The sequence below is a fragment of the Wolbachia endosymbiont (group A) of Barypeithes pellucidus genome (assembly GCF_964030885.1).
Taxonomy (GTDB): Bacteria; Pseudomonadota; Alphaproteobacteria; order Rickettsiales; family Anaplasmataceae; genus Wolbachia.
Genome location: NZ_OZ034985.1, coordinates 1,524,305 through 1,545,588, shown reverse-complemented (window position 1 = coordinate 1,545,588; position 21,284 = coordinate 1,524,305). Strand labels below are relative to the sequence as shown.

Below are 21,284 nucleotides of genomic sequence, written 5' to 3'. Positions count from 1 at the left end.
CATGAAAATCACAGTCCTATCTGGTTATGGCTTAAATTGCGAAAAAGAAACTGCATTTGCATTTATGGAATGCAGCAGAAAACTTGGTACTGGTAATATTGAAGTAAAAATCGTTCACATTAACGATATCATAGATAATCCAGGTGAACTGAAATTAAGCAATATACTTGCAATTCCAGGGGGTTTTTCCTATGGTGATGACACTGGTGCTGGTAATGCATTTGCTTTACGTATTAAAAACAACTTGTTGGATGAGTTTCAAGAGTTTTTATCTCAGGACAAGCTGATTATAGGAATATGTAATGGTTGTCAGATATTAGTAAAGTTAATTCCAGAATTCTCTAGTCTAGCTTTAATCCATAATGATATAGGCAATTATCAATGCCGTTGGATTAGAGTGAGAGTTAATCCGCAGAGTAATTCTGTTTGGCTACGGGGCCTGAGTGAACTATATCTCCCTATTGCTCATGGGGAAGGCAAATTTTTTATGGATCAAGATATCTTAAACCAATTGATTGAGAGCAATTCCACCGCATTACGTTACATTGATGAAAATGGCAACTATGCTAACCTACAAGTTCCTTACAATCCGAACGGATCTACATACGATCTGGCAGCTTTATCAGATAAAAGTGGGAGAGTGCTAGCTTTAATGCCCCATCCAGAAAGGGGAATATTTTTTACCCAGCAAGATAATTGGCCTCTTGAAAAAGAGAAATGTAAACGTTCAGGAAGTACTATACCAAAATATGGCGATGGAATGCTTATATTTGAAAATGCACTAAAGTATTTTTGTTAAAATTTATTGATAGGGATTTATGGTCGAAATTATCCCCTGATATTGCAAAAAACTTGCTTGACAAGCCTTGCCAGCCCCCTTATCGTGAAACTGAAGGTATTCAGTTATCTTCATCTGTGCAGATTAAACAGCAAGAAAACAACGTAGTTGGCGTCTTATTTTTAATTTTTTGCACTATGTGCACCTTATGTCTTCACAACATTTCTGGGTTTTTACCTATATAAGCTGAAACGCGCTTATAAGTCGTTTAAGACAGTATAGTACGCCAATTTGCAGGATTAGAGAGTGACAACTATAGTATTTTCTAAAATGAATGATAAATTTCCATTATGGTATTACCAACCAAAAGTTGTAAGTCTGTACATTTATACATTAGAGGTCTGAGGCGGCTTTTGATGGTATGCCAACAGTGTTCTATGGGATTCAAATCTGGTGAATATGTTGGAAGATACAGCACATGACAGCCAAAAGACTCTATTAATGATTTTGTTTTAGTGGTCTTATGAAATGTAGCATTATCCATAACTATGGTTGTGCCAAGTGGCAATTTAGGTAATAACATCTTCTCCAACCATATATTGAATACCTCTTTGTCACACCCACCTTTGAAAGTCATTGGTGCAATAAATCTCATTCCAATCCACCCGGCTACTATACTGATTCTCTCTCGAGTTCTCCCTGGAATATCTGCATAAATTTTCTTTCCTCTTGGAGCACGTCCATATTCTCGGTATAATTTATTATCAACTCCTGCTTCATCTATATATAAGATGCTGGAATGGTCTATTTTTGAGATTTTATCAATAAACTGCTGCCTATCTTCTTGATTGCGCTCTTGATATAGTGTGACTTTTTTTTAAAGTAATTTTTAGCTGTTTTAGTCTATACCAAATTGAATTTATTCCAAATCCAAGATTTTGTTTCATCTCTGCCAGAGTATGATCTGGATTCTTTGTAACATATTCTTCGAGTATTTTTGGGTCTATTTTTCGAATAAAGCTGCCGTTTTTAGATGGCTTGAGGCTTTCACCAGCAGCTTTCTTTTTTAACCAGCGGTACAAAGTTGCTATTCCTATCTCCAGAAGCTCTGCCACCTCAACCTTCTTCTTCCCTTTTCCTATCATCGATATTGCCTTTTCTCTTAAATCCACACTATACGCCATTATAACCCAAATACCTTATTATACCTTTATCATTTACTTTGGGAAATACTATAGTATCGATCTATAGGTTCGCCTTTTTCTATCTCAAAGTTCAAAGTAATCTTATCGTTGACCATTGGTAGCTCCAAATATTGGATTAATTATTTTAATATTTATCAATCATACGGTCTGTACTATGAAAAATGTGTTAAATGTTAAGATTTTTTTGTGCACCTAGGTAAGGTAATTGCAATCTGTCATTTCAGTGCATAATGTACAACTGTATGAACATTTGCTTTTGTTAAGGTAATTCACACAGCAAATGGTGTCATTCCAGCGCGTGACGCTGGAATCCAGCTTTCTATGCAACCTCATCAAAGACATTTATTTAGTACAGATTAGCTACTTTTTACGCTCACCAAATCAGTTTGCTTGCTCACAACCTGGATGCCAGTGCCTATGACACCCTTCCTAGTGAAAGTTGCTCTCAAATCGCAATGTTCATGCAGTTGTGCACACAATACTAGAACCCAGAAAAAACATGTCTAGACGAGCTATTCGAACGACATTAGTTACGCAGCTTTCATAACAGCTTCACTATTACAACATTTGTTTACTGCTATGTCTGTAAGGTATCCTACTGCACCACCTAATGCTGCACCTGTAATTCCTAATAATACAGCAGTTGCAATTACTCCAATAGCAATAATCTCAGGTATAATTCCTATTGCAGCTAGTGTGGCTCCTACAGCACCAAATAATAATGCTAAGCCTATTGTCCATCCTCTCGAAGAAATTCCTGAAGGCTGTTTTTGTGGAGAATTACGTTTTGGATTGCCTACTATAGGTGGCTGATTATCTTGCTTTTTTGGCTGTAGATTATTATTAGTTCCATTACTGACAGGTGTTTGCTGCAATGGAACTGCACTGCCTGTAACCGTTTGTAGGCCACCATTTACTGGTTGCTTCTGTTGTGCAGAAGTTGGGGTAAATGGTTGTGTAGTGACATTGCTTGCAGTCGGTTGTTCTAAAATTTGCTCATTATCACAGTTAATAGCCACATTGCTACCCACTTTTGATTGAAATGATTCGGTAAACACTACACTGTAATCTACATCATCAATTATTGTTTCTGAAGTTAGATCTGGATTTTGATAGTAAGTTATAGTAGCAGTGGATACTTTAGGTTTACCTTTTATCGTCTCTTTTACTAATCTTTTCTTTTCTATTGTACACACATTAAACTGATCAGAAAAACTAAAAGTTAATTTACCTTTAAGTTCCCTTTCGAAATCACTCACAAAGCTATCTTTAAAATCAAATGGAACAGAGATGTGCTTTCCACCTAGAAAGATCTCTCGCATGCAGAACTTATTAGGGGCTGTTTTAATACGCTCACCTTCAAGCTCCATAACCTCTTTGATAGCTAGGTACATTATACCTTCAGCTATTTTTGGATTGATTTTATTAATCAAATTTCTGATATACTCTTTATCTTCTTCAGCCACTATAATAACTCTAATGTTAAATCTTTCACATAAGTATTCGTTAGGAATTCCATACCTACCTCCACCTATAAATACTCCTCCAATTCCATCTCCTAAAACTACTATTGGAATAGTAGATAATCTATCATATGCTTCTTCCATAGATCCATCATCTTTCAAAAGCTTATTAGCTTTTTCCATAACACTTTTGTCTACACTTTGTTTATGATATTTTTTAAGGTATTTTTCACAAAAATTATTATAGCTATAACTGTGTTTCTGCGTTGCCATTTCTGCGTAGCGAAATGTGTTAAACAAATGCGAGCTTTCATTATTAAGCCCAACTGTTGACACACTATTTTGGCTCACTGTGTTTGGATAATGGGAACCTGGACCATATCTATTTTTCTCATATATCAATTCGCCTGCAACAACAGGTATTCCCCTTACTTTCATTTCATTTTTTGGTAGTAATTGGCCATTTGTAAAAGCAAATGCTGAAAAAAGTGCCCAAGCATTGGTACCGTGTGAAGCAAAAGTTCTCTTATCAATCACATTACTGCGTGCATTCAATCTAACTTCAGGGTGTTCCCTTTTAAATTCCTCACTTATCTCAAACAATTGTTTTCCCGACTCGCTTGGTCTTCTGTTCTGCATAAAGTTCTTATGAAGCTCAGAAAATTCTATTAGTTTCTGTATATGAGATTCTTGCATATTTACCATCTTAGCCAAATAAACTTATATATACCAGTTTAACCCACAAAAATCAAACGAATATTCTCAAAACAGTGCTAAACTTAGGCTGCTATGACAAGAACAGTTGACGTATTACTACCACTTCCAATTGATCAGTTATTTTCATATGCAATTGAGGAAAATACTGAGATTTTACTTGGAGATTACGTAGTGGTGCCATTTGGCAAAAAACGCTTAATCGGAATAGTTTGGAAATACAGTGATAAAAGTAACCGAGAATTAAAATTTATTGAGCAAAAAATCGATTTACCAAATATTAGACCAAAATTGATTGAGTTTGCAGAGTGGGTTGCGCAATACAACTTAATACCTATTGGTATGCTTGTCAAAGTGATAATGGGGGGAGTGTTAAAAGTAAATCACATAGATAAATTAGTTTGTGCTAAGCAGAAGCAGGAAATAAGTGAAATAAGTTGCCAATTGAGCCCTGAACAGCAAGAAGCAAGTAGTAGAATAATAAGTAATCTAAATAAGTATTCAGTGACTTTGCTTGACGGCGAGACAGGATCTGGAAAAACGGAAGTTTATCTCTCTGTGATTGCACAATTGATTAAGAATTACACTGCCGTTCCAAATGCTGCTCAAACTTTACCATCCCAGTGCCCAGAGACACAACTGTACGAACATTGTGATTTAGGTCCACCAAGAGGGTGTCATCCCAGTGCCCAGACACTGGGATCCAGTTTTTCATATAACCTCATTACAAATGTTTATTTTAACTTAAGACCAATACCTAATTTACAATCAAAATTCCTGGATTCCAGTGTCAAGCACTGGAATGACACCTTTGTACTCAAGGCAAAACCCACTGTAACATTTAGCATACCGTCTTTGCCACGTACTAGTATGACACCAGAACGTGTTGAAATGACATCAGGAGAAGGTAATGCACAAGTTTTAATCCTCCTACCTGAAATTGTTTTAACTTCACAATTGGTAAATCGTGTTCGCGGTCAGATATCAAAAAACTTAGTTGAATGGCACTCAGGACTCACTCCAAAAACTCGCCGGAATAATTGGCTTAATATAGCAAATGGAAATGCACAAATAATTATTGGAGCACGGTCAGCGCTTTTTTTGCCTTATAAAAACTTAAAGTTAATTATTGTTGATGAAGAGCACGACTCATCTTTTAAACAAGAACAGGGAATTATATATAATGCTCGAGATATGGCGATAATCTTAGCCAAATTTGAAAATATTCCGATTATTTTATCATCAGCTACTCCACTGCTTGAAACGATTCATCATGTTAAAAGCGGGAATTACAATCATGTAAAGCTAACTAAGCGATTCGGTGGTGCAGAATTGCCACTCATTAAAGTAGTGGATATGAGAAGCAACAAGCAATGGATCTCCGATGAGCTTTTTGAAAGCATCAAACAAACCATAGAGAAAAAACAGCAGGTTATGCTTTTTCTAAACCGCAGAGGGTATGCACAACTGGCAATTTGTAAAAAGTGTGGATATAAAATTTCCTGCTTAAATTGTGCTGTTTGGCTTACATATCACAAGAAAAAAAATGCTCTTTTGTGCCATCATTGCTCTTATCAATTGAAACTTCCAGAAAAATGTTCTAATTGCCAAGGTGAACAGCCATTGTCCCTCTACGGCATAGGAATTGAAAGGTTACTTGAAGAAATGGTGAAATTAATACCAAACGCAAAAACTGCGATGATAAGCAGCGATCAGAAGTCGGTTAGTAACGTAATTGACTTGGTACTGAAAGAAGAGGTGAACATTATAATCGGCACACAAATAATTGCTAAAGGGCACAATTTTCCCAAATTAACTTTGGTTGGAGTAATAAATGCAGATTTGAGTCTCGAAAATTCTGATTTGAGAGCAGCGGAAAAGACGTATCAATTGTTGCACCAAGTTGCAGGCAGATCAGGAAGGTTTAATGAAAAAGGAATGGTAATAGTGCAAACCAATAACCCTGAAAGTTCAATAATAAAAGCATTGCTGCATCAAAAAAGGGACTCATTTTATGAAATTGAACTTAAGTCAAGACGTGAAGCCAAAATGCCACCATTTAGCAGATTAATAGCGCTTATAATTTGTGGTAAGAATCAGATTGCGACACAAAAAGCAGCGAATGAAATAGTAAAATCTCTTCTCCGTCATCCAAGTAGCTCAACTACTTGTATCCAGGAAGAAAATGTAGGTGCAGACAAAAAGGAATTTGAAATTCTTGGCCCATCACCAGCAGCGATAAATTTTTTAAATAATAAGTATCGGTATAGGGTATTATTAAAAATACACAATAAGCACAGTCTATCCATACAAAAAAAGCTGAAATGTTGGATTAAAAATTGTAACTTGAATTCGAGTATTGCAGTGATAATAGATGTTGATCCTGTGAGTTTTTTTTAACGAGTTCCGTTAAGCCTTCTTGCCAATTACCACAACATTCTCACTGGGAAAAAAATAATCAGGTACAACCATATTTTTTGGTGCTGGTCCCCCAATTACTCGGCCTGATGTGTCATAATATGAACCGTGGCAAGGGCAGAACCAACCGTTACCATCTCTTGTAGCATGGTCAACCGGTACACACCCAAGATGTGTACATATTCCGATCATGATTAACCATTCATCTTTTCCTTCGCATACTCTTTGCTCGTCTGACTGAGGATCCCTCAAGTTCTTTACATTCACAGCTCTTGCAACCTCAATTTCTTGCTTTGTGCGTCTACGAATGAATACTGGTTTACCTTGCCACTTTACTTTTACTCCGTGTCCTTCCTGAATTCCAGACAAATTCACCTCCACTGTGGAAGTTGCTAGAACTTCAGCAGAAGGATTCATAGACTTAACCAGTGGCCAAAGTCCACTTGCAGCTCCTATACCCGCCATAGCGCATGTAGTTAATGTTATAAAATCTCTCCTACCCTTATTTTTAGTAAGATCTTTAACAGGAGGTGTTTTTTTATCCTCTTTGTCTACCAGTGGTTTTTTATTTTTAGTTAATTTTTTATCCATTGATCTTTACTTAGCCATAAGTATATATTTTAATTTAAATACTGCGTATTAATCAACAAAAACTTGCGCTTTTTGTTTAACCTGTACTACGGTTGAGAAGAGATAGAGTTTTCAACTTCAAAAATACTATCTTCAGTGGAATCAGGATCTTCGACTTTTGCTACTGACACCACTTTTTCTCTACTCTCTGTTTTAAACAGAGTGACTCCTTGAGTGCTGCGTCCTGCAATTCTAATCTCATTGACCGAAATGCGAATTAACTTTCCTTTATCTGTAATAAGCATTATATTATCACCCTGCTCAACCGGAAAACTAGCAACAACATTACCGTTTCTGTTGGTAGTAAGAATATTGGTGATACCAACACCACCCCTGTTAGTTATTCTGTACTCATATGCAGAAGTTCTTTTACCAAAGCCATTTTCGGTAATAGTTAATATAAATTCCTCATTCACTGCAAGTTTTAAGAATAATTCGTTATCTATTCCTAAATCATTCAAAGTCTTTTCCAATTTAGAATCAATGGAGTTATTAATTGCAGTCCCCAGTCTTTTTGCAAGTGGAACTTTTAAGTAAAGTTCTTTTGTTTCTGTTGCTACACCTATCCCATTTAATATGGTCATGGATATCACGCTGTCATTCTTTACAAGTTTGATACCTCTTACGCCATCTGAATTGCGACTCTTAAATTGACGCACATCACTTACAACAAATCTGATACTTTTTCCAAGCGTTGTTGAAAGTAAAACATGATCAATTTCATTGCATACTTTAACCGATATTAATTTGTCTCCTTCATCGAGCTTTATTGCTATTTTTCCATTGCTTGGAATATAGTGAAAGTCCGCTAAAGAGTTACGCCTTATGTTTCCATAGGCAGTAGCAAAAACTATGTTTTGATTTTCGTCATTTTCACTTGGCAACGGCATTATATTAGTTATAGTTTCACCATCGCTAAGCGGAAATATGTTAACAAGCGCTCTTCCACGTGCAGTTGGTTCTGCAAGAGGCAACTTATAAACCTTTAATCTATAGACTCGGCCAATATTAGAAAAGAATAAGAGGCTAGTGTGGGTATTCCCAATAAATAATTTTGTGATCACATCCTCTTCTTTTAACCCCTGTCCTAGCTTTCCTTTTCCACCACGATGCTGAGTTTTGTAGTGAGAAAGCTTCACACGCTTGATATAACCATTCATAGTTACGGTTATCACCATATCCTCTTGTGGAATTAGATCTTCAGCTTCAATGTCCGTATCTGATTCCTCTATTGAAGTTTTTCGCGGCACAGCAAATCTGTTCTTTATTTCTTGTAAATTGTTTTTTATTTCCTTCATCAACTTCTCTTCTGAGCCAAGAAAAGCGATATATTCTTTTATCAGGTTGATCATTGAACTTAGCTCAGCTTCTAATTTGTCTTTTTCAAGGCCTGTTAAACGCTGCAGTTTCATATCAAGGATAGCCTTAATTTGTAGCTCAGTTAATCTATACACTCCATCTTTCAAAAAGCTTGCGCTATCTGAAATCAACTCAATAATAGTGTTGATTTCATTCGAAGTTTTCCATTCTTTATTTAAAAGTTCTCTACTTGCTTCCGCAGGATCTTTTGCACCACGGATGATTTTTATCACTTCATCTATGCTGAGGACCGCAATGTAGAGCCCTATATATATATGAGCTTTTTCCCTCGTTTTTCTTAGACGAAATTCTGTTCTCCTGATTAACACTTCTTTTCTAAAGTCAACAAAAGCAGCTATGATTTCTCTTAATGACATCAAAGCAGGCTTGTTGTTGTTGAGGACTAAAGTGTTAACACTAAAACTACTTCTTAGTGGAGTTAGTCCCAATATTTGATTAAGTATAAAACTTGCTTCAGCATTTCTTCTGAGGTCAATTACTACTCTAATACCAGACTTATCAGACTCATCCCTAATTTCTGTTATGCCATCAATTCTTTTTTCTTTTACAAGTTCACCTATCTTCTCAATTAATTTTACTTTATTTACCTGGTAAGGTATTTCATCAATCACTATTGCTTGCCTATCTTGTGGCAGGTCTTCCATGTGAGTCTTGCCTTGCACAACAATTGATCCACGACCCGTTGCAAATGCTGATCTTATTCCAGACCTTCCAAGAATCGTTCCCCCAGTTGGGAAATCCGGCCCTGGCATCACTTCAAGTAACTCATCAAAAGTAACTTCAGGATTATCTACATATAATATACAAGCATCTATTATTTCTCCAAGATTATGAGAAGGAATATTGGTTGCCATACCAACTGCAACACCACTTGCACCGTTTACCAATAGATTAGGAAACTCTGCAGGCAGCACAACAGGCTCTGTTTCATTTCCATCGTAATTTGGCCTAAAATCAACTGTATCTTCATCAATATCATTCAGTAAAAAGTGCGACACTTTTTGAAGTCTTGCTTCTGTGTATCGCATTGAAGCTGGTGGATCTCCATCTATCGAACCAAAGTTACCTTGCCCATCAATAAGTGGTAAAAGAAGAGAAAAATCTTGAGCCATCCTGACCAAGGAATCGTAAATAGCTGCATCACCATGTGGGTGATATTTCCCCATTACATCCCCTACTATACGAGCCGCTTTTTTATATGGCTTACCGGCATCGAATCCAGCTCTCGACATTGCATATAATATACGCCTATGAACAGGTTTAAATCCATCCCGCACGTCAGGTATAGCCCTGCTTATGATAACGCTCATTGCGTAGGAGAGATAAGAATCTTCCAGCTCTTTTACTATTGAGATTGGTACTATATTATCCTGCATTTTCTATACTTTGATCGAAGTAATTAATAATACTAACATTTAGTTAAGCAAATGGGCAATGACAGACTTGAACTGCCGACCTCCTCGGTGTAAACGAGATGCTCTACCAGCTGAGCTAATTGCCCCTTTAGATGTAATTCTATAGTTCAATATTATTATTGTAAACAAAAATAGCGATGCAGAGCTTTTATGAAATCTTTGGGTGCATACTGTGGAGTTTTATAAATTTTAGTCTTGCTGTCACTTTGTATAAAGGTATTTTTTCACTCACATCTTTCGAAGTTGTAGCCATGTTCAACAACTTTAAGTAGAATATTGTAGCATTTTTAAAATCTGAAAGTTTATCTAGAATAACAGCTAAATTATAGGTATAAAAAATATTGTTTTCATCAAGGGAAATAGCAGTTGTCATATACTCCTTACCTTTTACATAATCCTCCTTTTTCATATAAATCAGACCTAAATTTGCTAATAAAGGAGCATAATTTTTATGTATATCATACAATTTTAACATTTCACTCAACGCCAGATCAGGATCATATTGTGAGATTATCGTCAGAAAATTTTTTAATATGTAAGGGTTACTAGGGTATTCTTTTAACAGTCTTGTGTAAATCTCTACAGCTTTTTTGTATTCTTTATTAGCATAATAAATATTCCCTAGTCCAATCAAAGCATTTTTATGATAAGGAAACTTTGCGATAATCTGATTAAGGAGAGAAATAGCTGTTTCATTATCTCCTAACTCAAAGGAATCTTTTGCTTTTTTTAAAGTAGAGTATATGTCAAAGCTCTTGCCAGAATTCTGCGAAATTTTGATATTAAATTTGTCACTTTTTCTCTCAATAACATCAAGATCTTTATATTTTTTATCAGCTTTTATATGCTTGACAACACTATCAAAGGCCTTCTGTATCTCCAAATTTTCACTAGCATAGGTAACAGAAGACCTCCATAAAATCACAACGCAAATTAACATGCAGACAAACATAGATCCTAGTGTTGTGGCATTGGCTGCAGCGTGTAACCAGTAGACCTTATTTCTTTGAGCTATATGTAACACATTACAAATTCATAAATGCTAAATTACCTATCTCATACAATAATAAAGATATTATTAATTAGCGATGCTGCGTAGAATGCACTTATCTTTTGTCTTCCATATTTCGCTTTATTAGACTTCTTGCATAACCCAAACTTAAGTAGAAAAAAGGCAAATAGTTCTAAGTTTACCAACACCGTCATTCAAATCGCCCCTCCCTGCCATCTAAGTAGCCTTCTACTTGTATCTTGTCAAAAGCATCTAATGTTTTAAGCTTAAGCATTAGGTGGAGAAGGGAGGAACTCTGTGCTTCTTCTTAGATATAAAATCTGTAGAGGAGATAAGAATTCCCTTCTCAAAAGTATAGGCTGGACGGTATCGTAGAAAAACCTAAATGGTTCTAATTCTGTATTCACAAGGTTAGCCTTACTTTTCATTTTAAATAGTAACGTATGGGGTTATATATGATCAACAACTTTCTGGGAATAGATGTATCAAAAGATCGCTTTGATGTTTTTCTCTCATTTATAAGTAAAAAAGGAAAACGTGAAACTAGGAAAAGAAGCTTTAAGAACGATGATAATGGGTTTCAAGGTCTGCAGAGCTTTCTACAAAAACATAACGTAGAGCAAGTGAAAGCTTGTATGGAAGCTACCGGTTGTTATAGTGAAGCTTTGGCTGAATTTCTACACAATGCTGGACATTTTGTAAGTGTTGTAAATCCTTATTGTATTAAATCTTATGCGAGGAGTAAGCTTGTAAGACAAAAGAATGATCAGACCGATGCAGAAATTATTGCTGATTATTGCCAAAGACAGGAACCTACTCGTTGGACACCACCTTCTCCTGAAATGAAAAAATTAAAACATCTTTATCGTTGCTCGGTTGCGTTAAAAGATGGATTAACATTCGTAAATAATCATTTAGAAAAGAAGGAGAGACTGCCTGAAGAAGTTGCAAATGCTTGGGAAAACCTTGCAGTGAACATAGAACAATCAATAGAAACAATAAAAAACTCCATACGTGAACTATTAAAACAGCACAAAGAGTTGTTGGAAAACTTTCAACTCTTATTGACTATTCCAGGAATAGGAGAGGAATCAGCAATAGCTATTTTAGCTGAAATTCCTGACACAAAGGCTTTTATAAATGCCAGACAATTGGCAGCATACGCTGGAACTATACCACGAAATATAACATCAGGTTCATCTGTATATGCCAAGCCCAGATTAAGTAAATCAGGTTCACGAACACTACGTAAGGCCATGTATTTTCCTGCTATAGTAGCTAAAAATCACAATCCTATTATTATGACTTTTTGCAAGAGATTAAAAGAAAAAGGCAAGCATAATATGGCCATTGTTGGTGCTGCAATGCGTAAGTTGCTTCATATTGTTTTTGGTATTTTAAAATCAAAAAAGGCTTTTAATCCTGACCATATCAAAAGCTACAGGACTAGGAGATTGACTGAAGCTTTAGTAATTTAAAATCGAAAAATGCTTCCATTCTATCTTATGTAAAATGGTATCTTACACAAATTTATTGAATGTAGTTGGTTAGTGTATATGTTGATAAGTGTAAAAGACAAGATTTAATCTGACAGACAAGAATTAACTGACAGAAGAATTGAGGTAGTCAAAACTAATATCAGGCTCTTGTTTAATACAACTACAATCTGTATACCGCTACACAGGACGGGAATTGGCAGTATTTTTTGATTTCACAATATAACTTAGGCAATTTAGATTCAATTTTTGTAATTTTCTTGTTGACTGGCGAGACGGTATCTCCTCTTCATATTTTAGCAAATCCCTTGCAACTTGATTGAGCCCCGAAATTAACACGGTTTTTTTCTTATTATCCTGACAAATAGATACCACAGCATCATCTTTCCTTCTTGCAGTTATGAAATCATCCATATTTTCATTTTATATGTTACATCTATAAGTATAATAAAATTACATTAAAATTTACTTACTTATTAATATGCTTGATTAGATATAAGTAAAATGTCATATGGGATGGCTTTGTTAGCTGCTTTAGGTGGTAATAAATGGATAGTCAAGCAAAATTACATTTGTAACTTTGCTTGACTTGTCCGTTTTTTTTATGTCTTTATTACAATCATAACCTCTAGCTCTGAGTTATACCCCTTTATTACATTGTATTAGATGGAAGTAGAACAGGACCCAATTTTGCGTTTTGTTGTTCTGAAAGACTTCCTAAAAGATCTGTACCAGGTTTTAGCTGCTCAGCAGAATCAAGATTACTGCTTGGTCCTGAATCTTCCAATTGCACGATAGTGCCGCAAGCTTCTTCGTATGATGGTGGTTGTGCTTCTGAAAGATCTGGGTACAATCCTGGCTGCTTAGGTCCATCGTATGGTGGTGCTGAAGGTTTTTTACCATAATCGCCTACTACTAGGTCTTTTTGTTCTAATTTCTTCACATCTTCAGTATTAGTTGCTTTATCTACATATTTTGGTCCTTCTATAAAGTCTTGCATTTCTTTTGCAAAACTATGCTCTAGAACACAACTTGCTAAGTAAGCTACACCTGCTATTATAAGCATTAATGCCATAACAATGAAAGGTGAAACTGCTATATACCTAAAAACCGTTACTGCATGCATACCCATATGAGTGGGTGGTGTAATGGCTATTATTATTGGGCCAAGGAAGACTATAGGAGTAAGTATGAATACTATAGCAGTTATAGGTAAAGATCCTAATGCTACTTCTTTTAATAATCCTACATTTTTCTTTTTATTATTAAGGCTTTGATATATTTCATGAATGTTAGTGTTGTTAGTATAGTCTTTTAGTTCTTTTAAAATCTCAGCCTTTAATTTTGCAACCTCATTTTCTAGTATAGAATAGTATTTTTGCTTCAATTGATCACTCAATACTGATTTACCGCCACTAAGAACATTTAAAATGTCTTGTTTGCATACCTCAATTTCTTTAGAAATTTTAGAATTGTTTTGTAGCCCCGCTTCTTGTATATCTTGATCCATTTTGGCCTGTAATTTTTTACTGATCTCACCAAAATCTTTGGATAAATCCCTATGAGCAAGATATTTTAATATAACAGGTAAAGCTAGCGCATTTTCTTTATAAAGTGAAGACAAAAGCTCTAAAGCGAAAGAATTAGGTATTGCTTCTCTTGGTAGAGTTAAAGTTAAAGTTGAATCGTAGGGATTCTTGATAACTAACTTTACTGAAGAATCTTTGAATCCTTTTCGATCATCTATATGAAATACCTTTGCAACAAAGAAGTTTTCTAATTTCTCAAAAGGACAACAGTTTTTCTCTAATTTTACTTTTATAATACTGCTTAATATTGAAACCTCACTGATTATTTTATACACGTAGTTTAACACTATTTTAATTACTTGTCAAGAAAGTGTAATTATTAACTATAATATTTAATTAATAAAGCTTTATTTTTTTTAATAAGAAGCAATCTAAGATAGACAGCTGCTAGAAAATCTCATCGCTGCCTTTTTGTTAACAGTGGTATTAGACTTCAAGTTACTGCAAAAAATGTTTTAAAACATAATTGACTTTATCTAGTTAATACTTCAAATTATAAAAAAGCAGATAGTTCTATGACGGCAAGTCTATTACAAGGCAAAAAGGGATTAATAACCGGAATAATAAATAAGAGATCGATAGCATACGGTATAGCAAAAACTCTCTCAGAGTACGGAGCAGAACTTGCAATCACCTACCAGAATGAAATAATAAAAGAAAAACTATCACCAATAGCAGATGAATTAAATGTGGAGCTAATATTACACTGTGACGTTTCAAATGAAAAAATCGTAGATAACGCTTTTGAAATAATAGAGAAAAAATGGGGTACTCTTGACTTTTTGGTGCATGCAATAGCATTCTCCGATAAAAATGAGTTAGATGGTAAATATGTCAATACTTCACTGAATAACTTCCTCAATGCAATGCATATATCGTGCTATTCTTTCACTGCTTTAGCGCAAAGGGCTGAAAAAATGATGTTAAATGGTGGTAGTTTACTTACTTTATCTTATTATGGCGCTGAAAAAGTTATGCCAAATTATAACGTTATGGGTTTATGTAAAGCAGCACTTGAAGCAAGTGTAAAATATATAGCATGTGATCTTGGACCACAAAATATCAGAGTAAATGCAATTTCCGCTGGTCCAATCAGAACTTTAGCATCTTCTGGAATAAGCGATTTTCACTTCATATCAGAATGGAATAGAAATAATTCTCCACTTAGACGCAACGTCACAATAGAAGATGTTGGCAAGGCAGCGCTATACTTATTAAGCGACTTAAGCAGTGGCACTACTGGAGAAATTTTGCACGTCGATTCAGGATATAACGTTGTGGGAATGAAGGTGGTTGACACTAACAAAGCGCTAGTTTCTTCGGGTTCATACACAACTCTATCAGGAGTTTTGTGACTGTGATTGCAGAAAACATCGAACATAAAATTCCTATTGATAAAGTGATAGAAAAGCCTCTAATTGCTCCGCTGCCAATAATGAACATTATTCCTGCAGCAATGAGTGTTGTGATATTTGAATCCAGTATTGTCTTTATAGCGTTTTTAAACCCTTCTTCAATAGCACGTTCCACTCTCTTGCCAGATTTGATTTCCTCACGAATTCGCTCAAATATTAAAACATTTGCATCCACCGCCATACCGACAGTGAGTGCAATACCTGCAATTCCAGATAAAGTTAGAGTTGCTTCAAGCAGAGTGAGAATTGATAATATAAGAATTACATTAGAAAAAAGCGCAACAGAAGCTAATATACCTAATTTGCCGTAAGTGATAATTATAAATAAAGCCACGGCTATAATAGAGATTGTTGCTGCCATTTCCCCTTCCTTTATTGATTCTTCTCCAAGGCTTGGGCCAATGTTTTTTTCTTCAATTATTTTAAGTGGCGCTGGCAGTGCTCCAGATTTTAAAAGTATTGCAAGTTCGCTTGCTTGTTTTTCAGTAAAATTACCGCTAATTTCTCCCTCTCCATTTAAAATTGGCTCACGTATTGTAGGTACTGTTAAAACTGTGTTATCCAGAACAATTGCAAAAGGTTTTCCCACATTTTCTTTAGTGATTTTCGCGAATCTTTTACTCGCTATGCTGTCAAATTTAAAATGCACTGTTGGTTTACCTAAGTGACCAAATCTAACTGATGCATTAATCAGTGCATCACCACCTATTTCAGTTTTGCGGAATATTGGATAAGAATTACCTAAAGAATCCTTGAGCATGACAGTAGTTTCATAATCTATATCCTGCACCTTGGCTATGTTAGTGTTTGCCAAATGAAAAGCTAGCTTAGCAGTTTTGCCAAGCAGAGATTTTATCTGTTCGGTGTCTTCTGCTCCAGGCACCTGCACTAATATTTTATTCTGCCCTTGTTTTTGAACGCTGACTTCCTTTGTGCCAAGTTTGTCCAAACGGCGCTGGACATTGTTTATTGATTCTGCAGCTACTTCACTGATCAAAGAATTTTTATAATGGGGTTTATACGAAATGAGAATTGAAGAATCTTTTTTATTTAGCTCTAAATTTGGATTTATCACATTAATCAACACAGATGCTTTTTTATAATCATCAATATTATTTAAAGTTACAACGCTATTTTGTACGTTAGATTCAATATTTTTTGTTAGCAATGTCTCTCTTATCTCATCAGCAAGCATGCCTAGCTTTTCCTTAAAATAGAAGTCTAAGTCTATGTTTAAAAGCAAAGATGCCCCTCCTTTCAGGTCAAGGCCTAAGTTTATTCTTTTTTTCGAAATAAAAAGCTTATTATCAAAGAAATTTGGCAGTGTTATGTATAAAGCAAATAAACAGATGCATAATACTGAAAAAGATTTGACTATAAGCCTGTTGTACATAAGTTGTAGGTTTAAAATTGCAGTGTAAGTTAAAAATAGATTTTTGTAAAATTCTCTATTGTCCAAATAACCTATCCAAGTAGCTATAGAAACGAAAAAACTTACTTGACACCCTTCGCCAGCCCCTTTATCATGAAACTGAAGGTATTCAGTTATCTTCATCTGTGCAGATTAAACAGCAAGAAAACAACGTAATTGGCGTCTTATTTTTAATTTTTTGCACTATGTGCACCTTATGTCTTCACAACATTTCTAGGTTTTTACCTATATAAGCTGAAACGCGCTTATAAGTCGTTTAAGACAGTATAGTACGCCAATTTGCAGGATTAGGGAGTGAACACTAATTACCACGGGGTTTCTTTTGCCTTTTTTTCTGCTTAGTAAATTTCTTAAACATTTAAACAAGGGTGAGTTGCATTTAAAAGCAGCTAAATTGCAGTGTTTAAGACTTAAAAAACGCCAATACTGAAAGTAGACAATGACTAGGGCTTCTTTTGCCTTTTTTTTGTTTGGTAAATTTCTTAATATTTATAGTTAAACGACAACCGTCATTCCCCTACGTGTTAGCGGCTGAGATACCGCGAATGAATCGCGGTATGACGGTTAAGTAGGGTGTCATTCCAGTCTGGGATCCAGTCTTTATTATGCAGCCACTTGGTTAAAATTAAGTTTTCTGGATCCCAGTGTCTGGGCACTGGGATGACAAGAAAGAGGCTACTTGGATGACACCCTGACAATCGTCATCCCGCTGCTTGTTAGCGGGATCTGAGATACCGCGGCGGTATGACGTAGGACTGCTGTCATGCAAGTACTAGAATCCAGTAAGCTTATTTATGCATATAAAAGGTTATTATTTTGTAAAGTCAAAGTTGCTTTTGGTTTTAAGTTAAAGTACAATAAATGCAAAGGCTCATATGATGAATTGTATAGTAAAACTGGATCCCAGTGTCTGGGCACTGGGATGACATCAGACAAACAGTCGTACACATGCTAGTCAAAATAGGCACCAGAGGAAGCAGCCTTGCAGTTGCCCAGGCTTTGGAAGCAAAACAAAAGTTGCTGGACTCTTTTCCTAACTTATCTATTGAAATTGTTAAGATAAAAACTTCTGGAGATAAATATGCAAACGCAAATCTTGCTGAAATAGGGGGCAAAGGATTATTCATTAAAGAAATTGAGACTGAATTGCTCGAAAATAATATAGATATGGCAGTTCATTCGTTAAAGGATGTGCCTGCGTTTTTCTCAGGGGGTTTAACAATTCCTTGTGTTTTAGAAAGGCTAAGTCCATGCGATGCGTTTATTTCTCATAAATACAATAGCCTTGAGTCTTTGCCACAACAGGCTACTATTGCCACTTCTTCAATAAGAAGAAAAGTTCAGTTACTAAGTTTTAGACCAGATTTAAATATAGTACCGTTACGTGGAAATGTAACAACCAGATTGCAAAATCAAAGTTTTGATGGAATAATTTTAGCTGAAGCTGGACTCATAAGATTAGAAAAGCATCACTTAATTACAGAGGTATTGCTACCAAAAGTTATGTTAAGTGCAGTGGGACAGGGAGCGATTTGTATTCAATGTAGGAGGAATGATGTAAAAATTATCGATCTTTTAGAGAAAATTAATAATAATATGTCTTTTATAAGAGTGAAATCAGAGCGCAGTTTTATGAAGACAGTGAATGGTTCATGTTTTACACCACTTGCAGCTTTGGCTGAATATGTGAACGAAAATATGCTACACCTTCGTTCTATGTTGGCAGATGGAAAAAATATATACTTCACTGAGCGCACTTCATTTATAGAAGATGCGGAGAAAATGGGTATGGATGCAGGGTTAGAGTTGAAATCAAAATGCTTATAAGCTTACCTAAAGTACGTGGAATCTATCGTTATGACATCTTAATGTCTAAAGCAACGTGGTTAAATGTCGGTGGACGAGCTGATATATTATTTAAACCACGTGATATTGAAGATTTAACATGCTTGATTAAAAACACTGAGTTGCCAATTAACGTTATCGGTGCAACATCCAACATAATAGTGCGAGATAGTGGCATTCGAGGAATAACAGTAAAATTAGGTAAGGAGTTTGCATATATTAAAAGTAAGGGTAACAACTCTATTGTTGCAGGTGGTGCTGCGCTGCTCAGGAACCTTGCTTACTTTGCAGGAGAGCAACAAATTAGTGGACTCGAGTTTCTAGTTGGAATTCCAGGAACAGTTGGTGGCGGAATAGAAATGAATGCAGGTGCGTATGGTAGTGACATCGCAAGTGTTGTACAATCCATAAAAGCAGTGAATCTAGAGGATGGAAACCTATATGAGTTCTCCAGCAAAGAAATGGGGTATTTTTATCGTGGACATGGCCTAAAAGGGAATTGGATTTTTGTTGAAGCTGAGTTTAAAGGAGTAAACTCAGAGTATGAGCTTATATTGCAAAGGTTAAAGGAAATTATCGATAAAAAAAACAAAAGCCAGCCAACGAGAGGAAAAACTGCTGGGTGCATATTCAAAAATCCAAAAAACTACCGAGCATGGGAGTTAATTGATAAATCTGGCTGCCTAGGGTTAAATATTGGTGGAGCTAGAATCTCTAAGAAACATTGTAACTTCTTGCTCAATTACAATAATGCAACTGCATCTGACTTGGAAAACCTTGGCAACAGAGTAAAAGACGCAGTGAAGGATAAATTTAATATTGAACTTGAGTGGGAGATAAGGGTTTTGGGTAGCTATTAGACAGTTTTTATAGCTTCTGTATATTCGTTCAGGAGAACGGCAAATAAGGTAGACAAGTAATCTAAAAAATAATCATAGAGAAAACGTGAGGTAATGTGGTTAATCTTGTAGAACTTTGCAAGAATCTATAGCTAAAGTGACTTAGGTTCTCTAATTGCACGGGAATGTTTTAAAAAGCATACGCGTCAAGTTAAGGGAAAGTAGCATAAGGAAAAAGAAAAGTGGTAAAAATTATTTTAGATATTAAGCAATAAAGCTAGTAATTTATAGACTCTTCTAAAAGAATTATCTTATTTTAGATCAAAATTTCCAAAAAAATAAATGTAACAAACAAGTTTAAATGGGGGAGTGTTAAATAAACTGTGTCAAACCGCATTTTTAGTTCGACTCAATTTTCAATCTGCCAGGAAAGAAAACATCAAGTTGAGAGATAGTTAATGCCCAATCATGTACAGGCATCGTCCACTTTTCCTCTGCCTTCTTTATAGCACAATATACCTGCTTATACAAGGCATTTATGCTGGTAAATGAGCCTTTGGTCTTAGTGAATTTCCTAATTTGCCTATGTAGCCCCTCTATGGGATTGGTGGTGTAGATTATCCTCCTAACTGGACCAGAATACTTAAAATAACCAGACAAGTTTTCCCAATTATTCTGCCAAGATTTTATAACCATAGGGTACTTTGTGCCCCATTTTTCATCCAATTCCAACAGATAATTCTCGGCAATTTCCTTGCTTGAAGCTTGATATACCTTCTTTAAATCGCTCAAAAAACTCTTCGCATCTTTACTGGCCACATACTTCAGTGAGTTGCGTATCTGATGCACTATACACATCTGCACTTCCGCATTAGGAAAGACACTGTTTATAGCTGCAGGAAAGCTTTTTAGCCCATCAACGCAGGCAATAAGGATATCTTCTACTCCTCTTTCTTTGAGGTCATTTAACACTCCCAACCAGAAGTTAGCTCCTTCACTTTCAGCCAAATAAAAACCTAATACTTCTTTTTTGCCATTTTGATCTATGCCTAATATGTTATACATGCATTTACTTACGCAATGCCCGTCCTCTTTGACTTTAAAAAACATGCCATCCATGAAAACTATCGGATATACAGACTGCAGCGGGCGACTACGCCATTCGTTGATTACTGGTAGCAATTTGTCAGTAATACTTGATATCTCTGCCGCCGATATTTTGTGATCATAAATTTCCTCAACATGTGACACTATATCTCTATAGCCCATACCACTGGCAAATGTGCTCAAAATCTTCGTTTCAAGCTCTGGATGTAAGTTTGTTTGCCTTTTTTTGACTATTTGTGGTTCGAAACTTCCTTCTCTATCTCTTGGTGTTAATAGCTCTGCACTTGTACGTAAAGTTTTTGCATTTCTCCCATTTCTTCGATTATTCTCTTCGCTTTTAGCCGACAAGTGGTTTTCTATTTCACCTTCCAGGCTTACCTCCAGCAACTTTTTTATAAACGGTGTTAATGCTCCATCTCTTCCTGTCAACGGTCTTCCTTCTCGTATAGACGACAGGATATTTGTTTCTAATTCTTTATAATCTACCAAACCGGTAGTTCTGTTTACTACTTTCTGACTCATTGTCAAACCTCCATTTTTTTATAT

Annotated in this window: 16 protein-coding genes and 1 tRNA gene; 6 read left to right on the top strand and 11 right to left on the bottom strand. The window is 35.6% G+C overall.

Features of this window, described 5'->3' with window-relative positions; genetic code table 11:
• Nucleotide 1: 1 nt before the first annotated feature.
• Nucleotides 2-799 carry a phosphoribosylformylglycinamidine synthase subunit PurQ gene (locus ACQH1X_RS07890; protein ID WP_425386195.1) on the top strand — a complete coding sequence of 266 codons (798 nt, stop codon included), beginning with the start codon at nucleotides 2-4 and terminating at the stop codon, nucleotides 797-799.
• 304 nt (nucleotides 800-1,103) lie between these two features.
• On the opposite strand, the gene ACQH1X_RS07885 is transcribed toward ACQH1X_RS07890, so the two are convergent.
• From ACQH1X_RS07885 to ACQH1X_RS07875, 3 genes are all read right to left on the bottom strand, one after another.
• Nucleotides 1,104-1,586 carry an IS630 family transposase gene (locus tag ACQH1X_RS07885; protein ID WP_252154099.1) on the bottom strand — a complete coding sequence of 161 codons (483 nt, stop codon included), beginning with the start codon at nucleotides 1,584-1,586 and terminating at the stop codon, nucleotides 1,104-1,106.
• Between the two features lie 28 nt (nucleotides 1,587-1,614).
• On the bottom strand, nucleotides 1,615-1,962 hold the full coding sequence (locus ACQH1X_RS07880; RefSeq protein WP_425385784.1) for an IS630 transposase-related protein: 348 nt from the start codon (nucleotides 1,960-1,962) through the stop codon (nucleotides 1,615-1,617).
• A gap of 551 nt (nucleotides 1,963-2,513) precedes the next feature.
• Nucleotides 2,514-4,142 (bottom strand): hypothetical protein, encoded by a 1,629-nt coding sequence (locus ACQH1X_RS07875; protein ID WP_425386194.1) that lies wholly within the window; start codon nucleotides 4,140-4,142, stop codon nucleotides 2,514-2,516.
• Nucleotides 4,143-4,235: 93 nt separating this feature from the next.
• Between ACQH1X_RS07875 and priA the strand changes: the two genes are divergently transcribed.
• On the top strand, nucleotides 4,236-6,560 hold the full coding sequence (gene priA, locus ACQH1X_RS07870; protein ID WP_425386193.1) for a replication restart helicase PriA: 2,325 nt from the start codon (nucleotides 4,236-4,238) through the stop codon (nucleotides 6,558-6,560).
• A gap of 9 nt (nucleotides 6,561-6,569) precedes the next feature.
• Here the strand turns inward: priA and petA are convergent, their stop codons facing one another.
• The 4 genes from petA to ACQH1X_RS07850 form a co-directional block, all read right to left on the bottom strand.
• Complete coding sequence (gene petA, locus ACQH1X_RS07865) at nucleotides 6,570-7,169, bottom strand: ubiquinol-cytochrome c reductase iron-sulfur subunit (protein WP_425386192.1); 600 nt, start codon at nucleotides 7,167-7,169, stop codon at nucleotides 6,570-6,572.
• Between the two features lie 86 nt (nucleotides 7,170-7,255).
• Nucleotides 7,256-9,964, bottom strand: a complete 2,709-nt coding sequence (gyrA, locus tag ACQH1X_RS07860) for a DNA gyrase subunit A (protein WP_425386191.1) — start codon at nucleotides 9,962-9,964, stop codon at nucleotides 7,256-7,258.
• A gap of 52 nt (nucleotides 9,965-10,016) precedes the next feature.
• A tRNA-Val gene (locus tag ACQH1X_RS07855) sits at nucleotides 10,017-10,089 on the bottom strand.
• Nucleotides 10,090-10,151: 62 nt separating this feature from the next.
• Nucleotides 10,152-11,027 (bottom strand): tetratricopeptide repeat protein, encoded by an 876-nt coding sequence (locus tag ACQH1X_RS07850; RefSeq protein ID WP_425386190.1) that lies wholly within the window; start codon nucleotides 11,025-11,027, stop codon nucleotides 10,152-10,154.
• 443 nt (nucleotides 11,028-11,470) lie between these two features.
• Between ACQH1X_RS07850 and ACQH1X_RS07845 the strand changes: the two genes are divergently transcribed.
• Entirely contained in the window at nucleotides 11,471-12,493 is a 1,023-nt protein-coding gene (locus ACQH1X_RS07845; RefSeq protein WP_425385829.1) for an IS110 family transposase, read from the top strand.
• Nucleotides 12,494-12,691: 198 nt separating this feature from the next.
• Here ACQH1X_RS07845 and ACQH1X_RS07840 read toward each other — a convergent pair whose 3' ends face one another.
• Nucleotides 12,692-12,925: a hypothetical protein gene (locus tag ACQH1X_RS07840; RefSeq protein ID WP_425386189.1), complete on the bottom strand. Its 234-nt coding sequence runs from the start codon at nucleotides 12,923-12,925 to the stop codon at nucleotides 12,692-12,694.
• Nucleotides 12,926-13,163: 238 nt separating this feature from the next.
• A complete protein-coding gene (locus ACQH1X_RS07835) occupies nucleotides 13,164-14,375 on the bottom strand; it encodes a hypothetical protein (protein WP_425386188.1) in 1,212 nt (403 codons plus the stop codon).
• 240 nt (nucleotides 14,376-14,615) lie between these two features.
• On the opposite strand from ACQH1X_RS07835, the gene ACQH1X_RS07830 reads away from it, so the two are divergent.
• Entirely contained in the window at nucleotides 14,616-15,455 is an 840-nt protein-coding gene (locus tag ACQH1X_RS07830; protein WP_425386187.1) for an enoyl-ACP reductase FabI, read from the top strand.
• Here the strand turns inward: ACQH1X_RS07830 and secD are convergent.
• On the bottom strand, nucleotides 15,400-16,908 hold the full coding sequence (gene secD, locus ACQH1X_RS07825; protein ID WP_425386692.1) for a protein translocase subunit SecD: 1,509 nt from the start codon (nucleotides 16,906-16,908) through the stop codon (nucleotides 15,400-15,402). The genes ACQH1X_RS07830 and secD overlap by 56 nt on opposite strands.
• A gap of 987 nt (nucleotides 16,909-17,895) precedes the next feature.
• On the opposite strand from secD, the gene hemC reads away from it, so the two are divergent.
• Together hemC and murB are read left to right on the top strand one after the other, a co-directional pair.
• The gene (hemC, locus tag ACQH1X_RS07820; protein ID WP_425386186.1) at nucleotides 17,896-18,774 is read left to right on the top strand and encodes a hydroxymethylbilane synthase; all 879 of its coding nucleotides are present in this window, start codon (nucleotides 17,896-17,898) and stop codon (nucleotides 18,772-18,774) included.
• A complete protein-coding gene (murB, locus tag ACQH1X_RS07815; RefSeq protein ID WP_425386185.1) occupies nucleotides 18,765-19,652 on the top strand; it encodes a UDP-N-acetylmuramate dehydrogenase in 888 nt (295 codons plus the stop codon). The genes hemC and murB overlap by 10 nt, the downstream gene beginning before the upstream one ends.
• Before the next feature lie 378 nt (nucleotides 19,653-20,030).
• On the opposite strand, the gene ACQH1X_RS07810 is transcribed toward murB, so the two are convergent.
• On the bottom strand, nucleotides 20,031-21,260 hold the full coding sequence (locus ACQH1X_RS07810; RefSeq protein ID WP_425385843.1) for an IS256-like element ISWpi15 family transposase: 1,230 nt from the start codon (nucleotides 21,258-21,260) through the stop codon (nucleotides 20,031-20,033).
• Nucleotides 21,261-21,284: the final 24 nt, after the last annotated feature.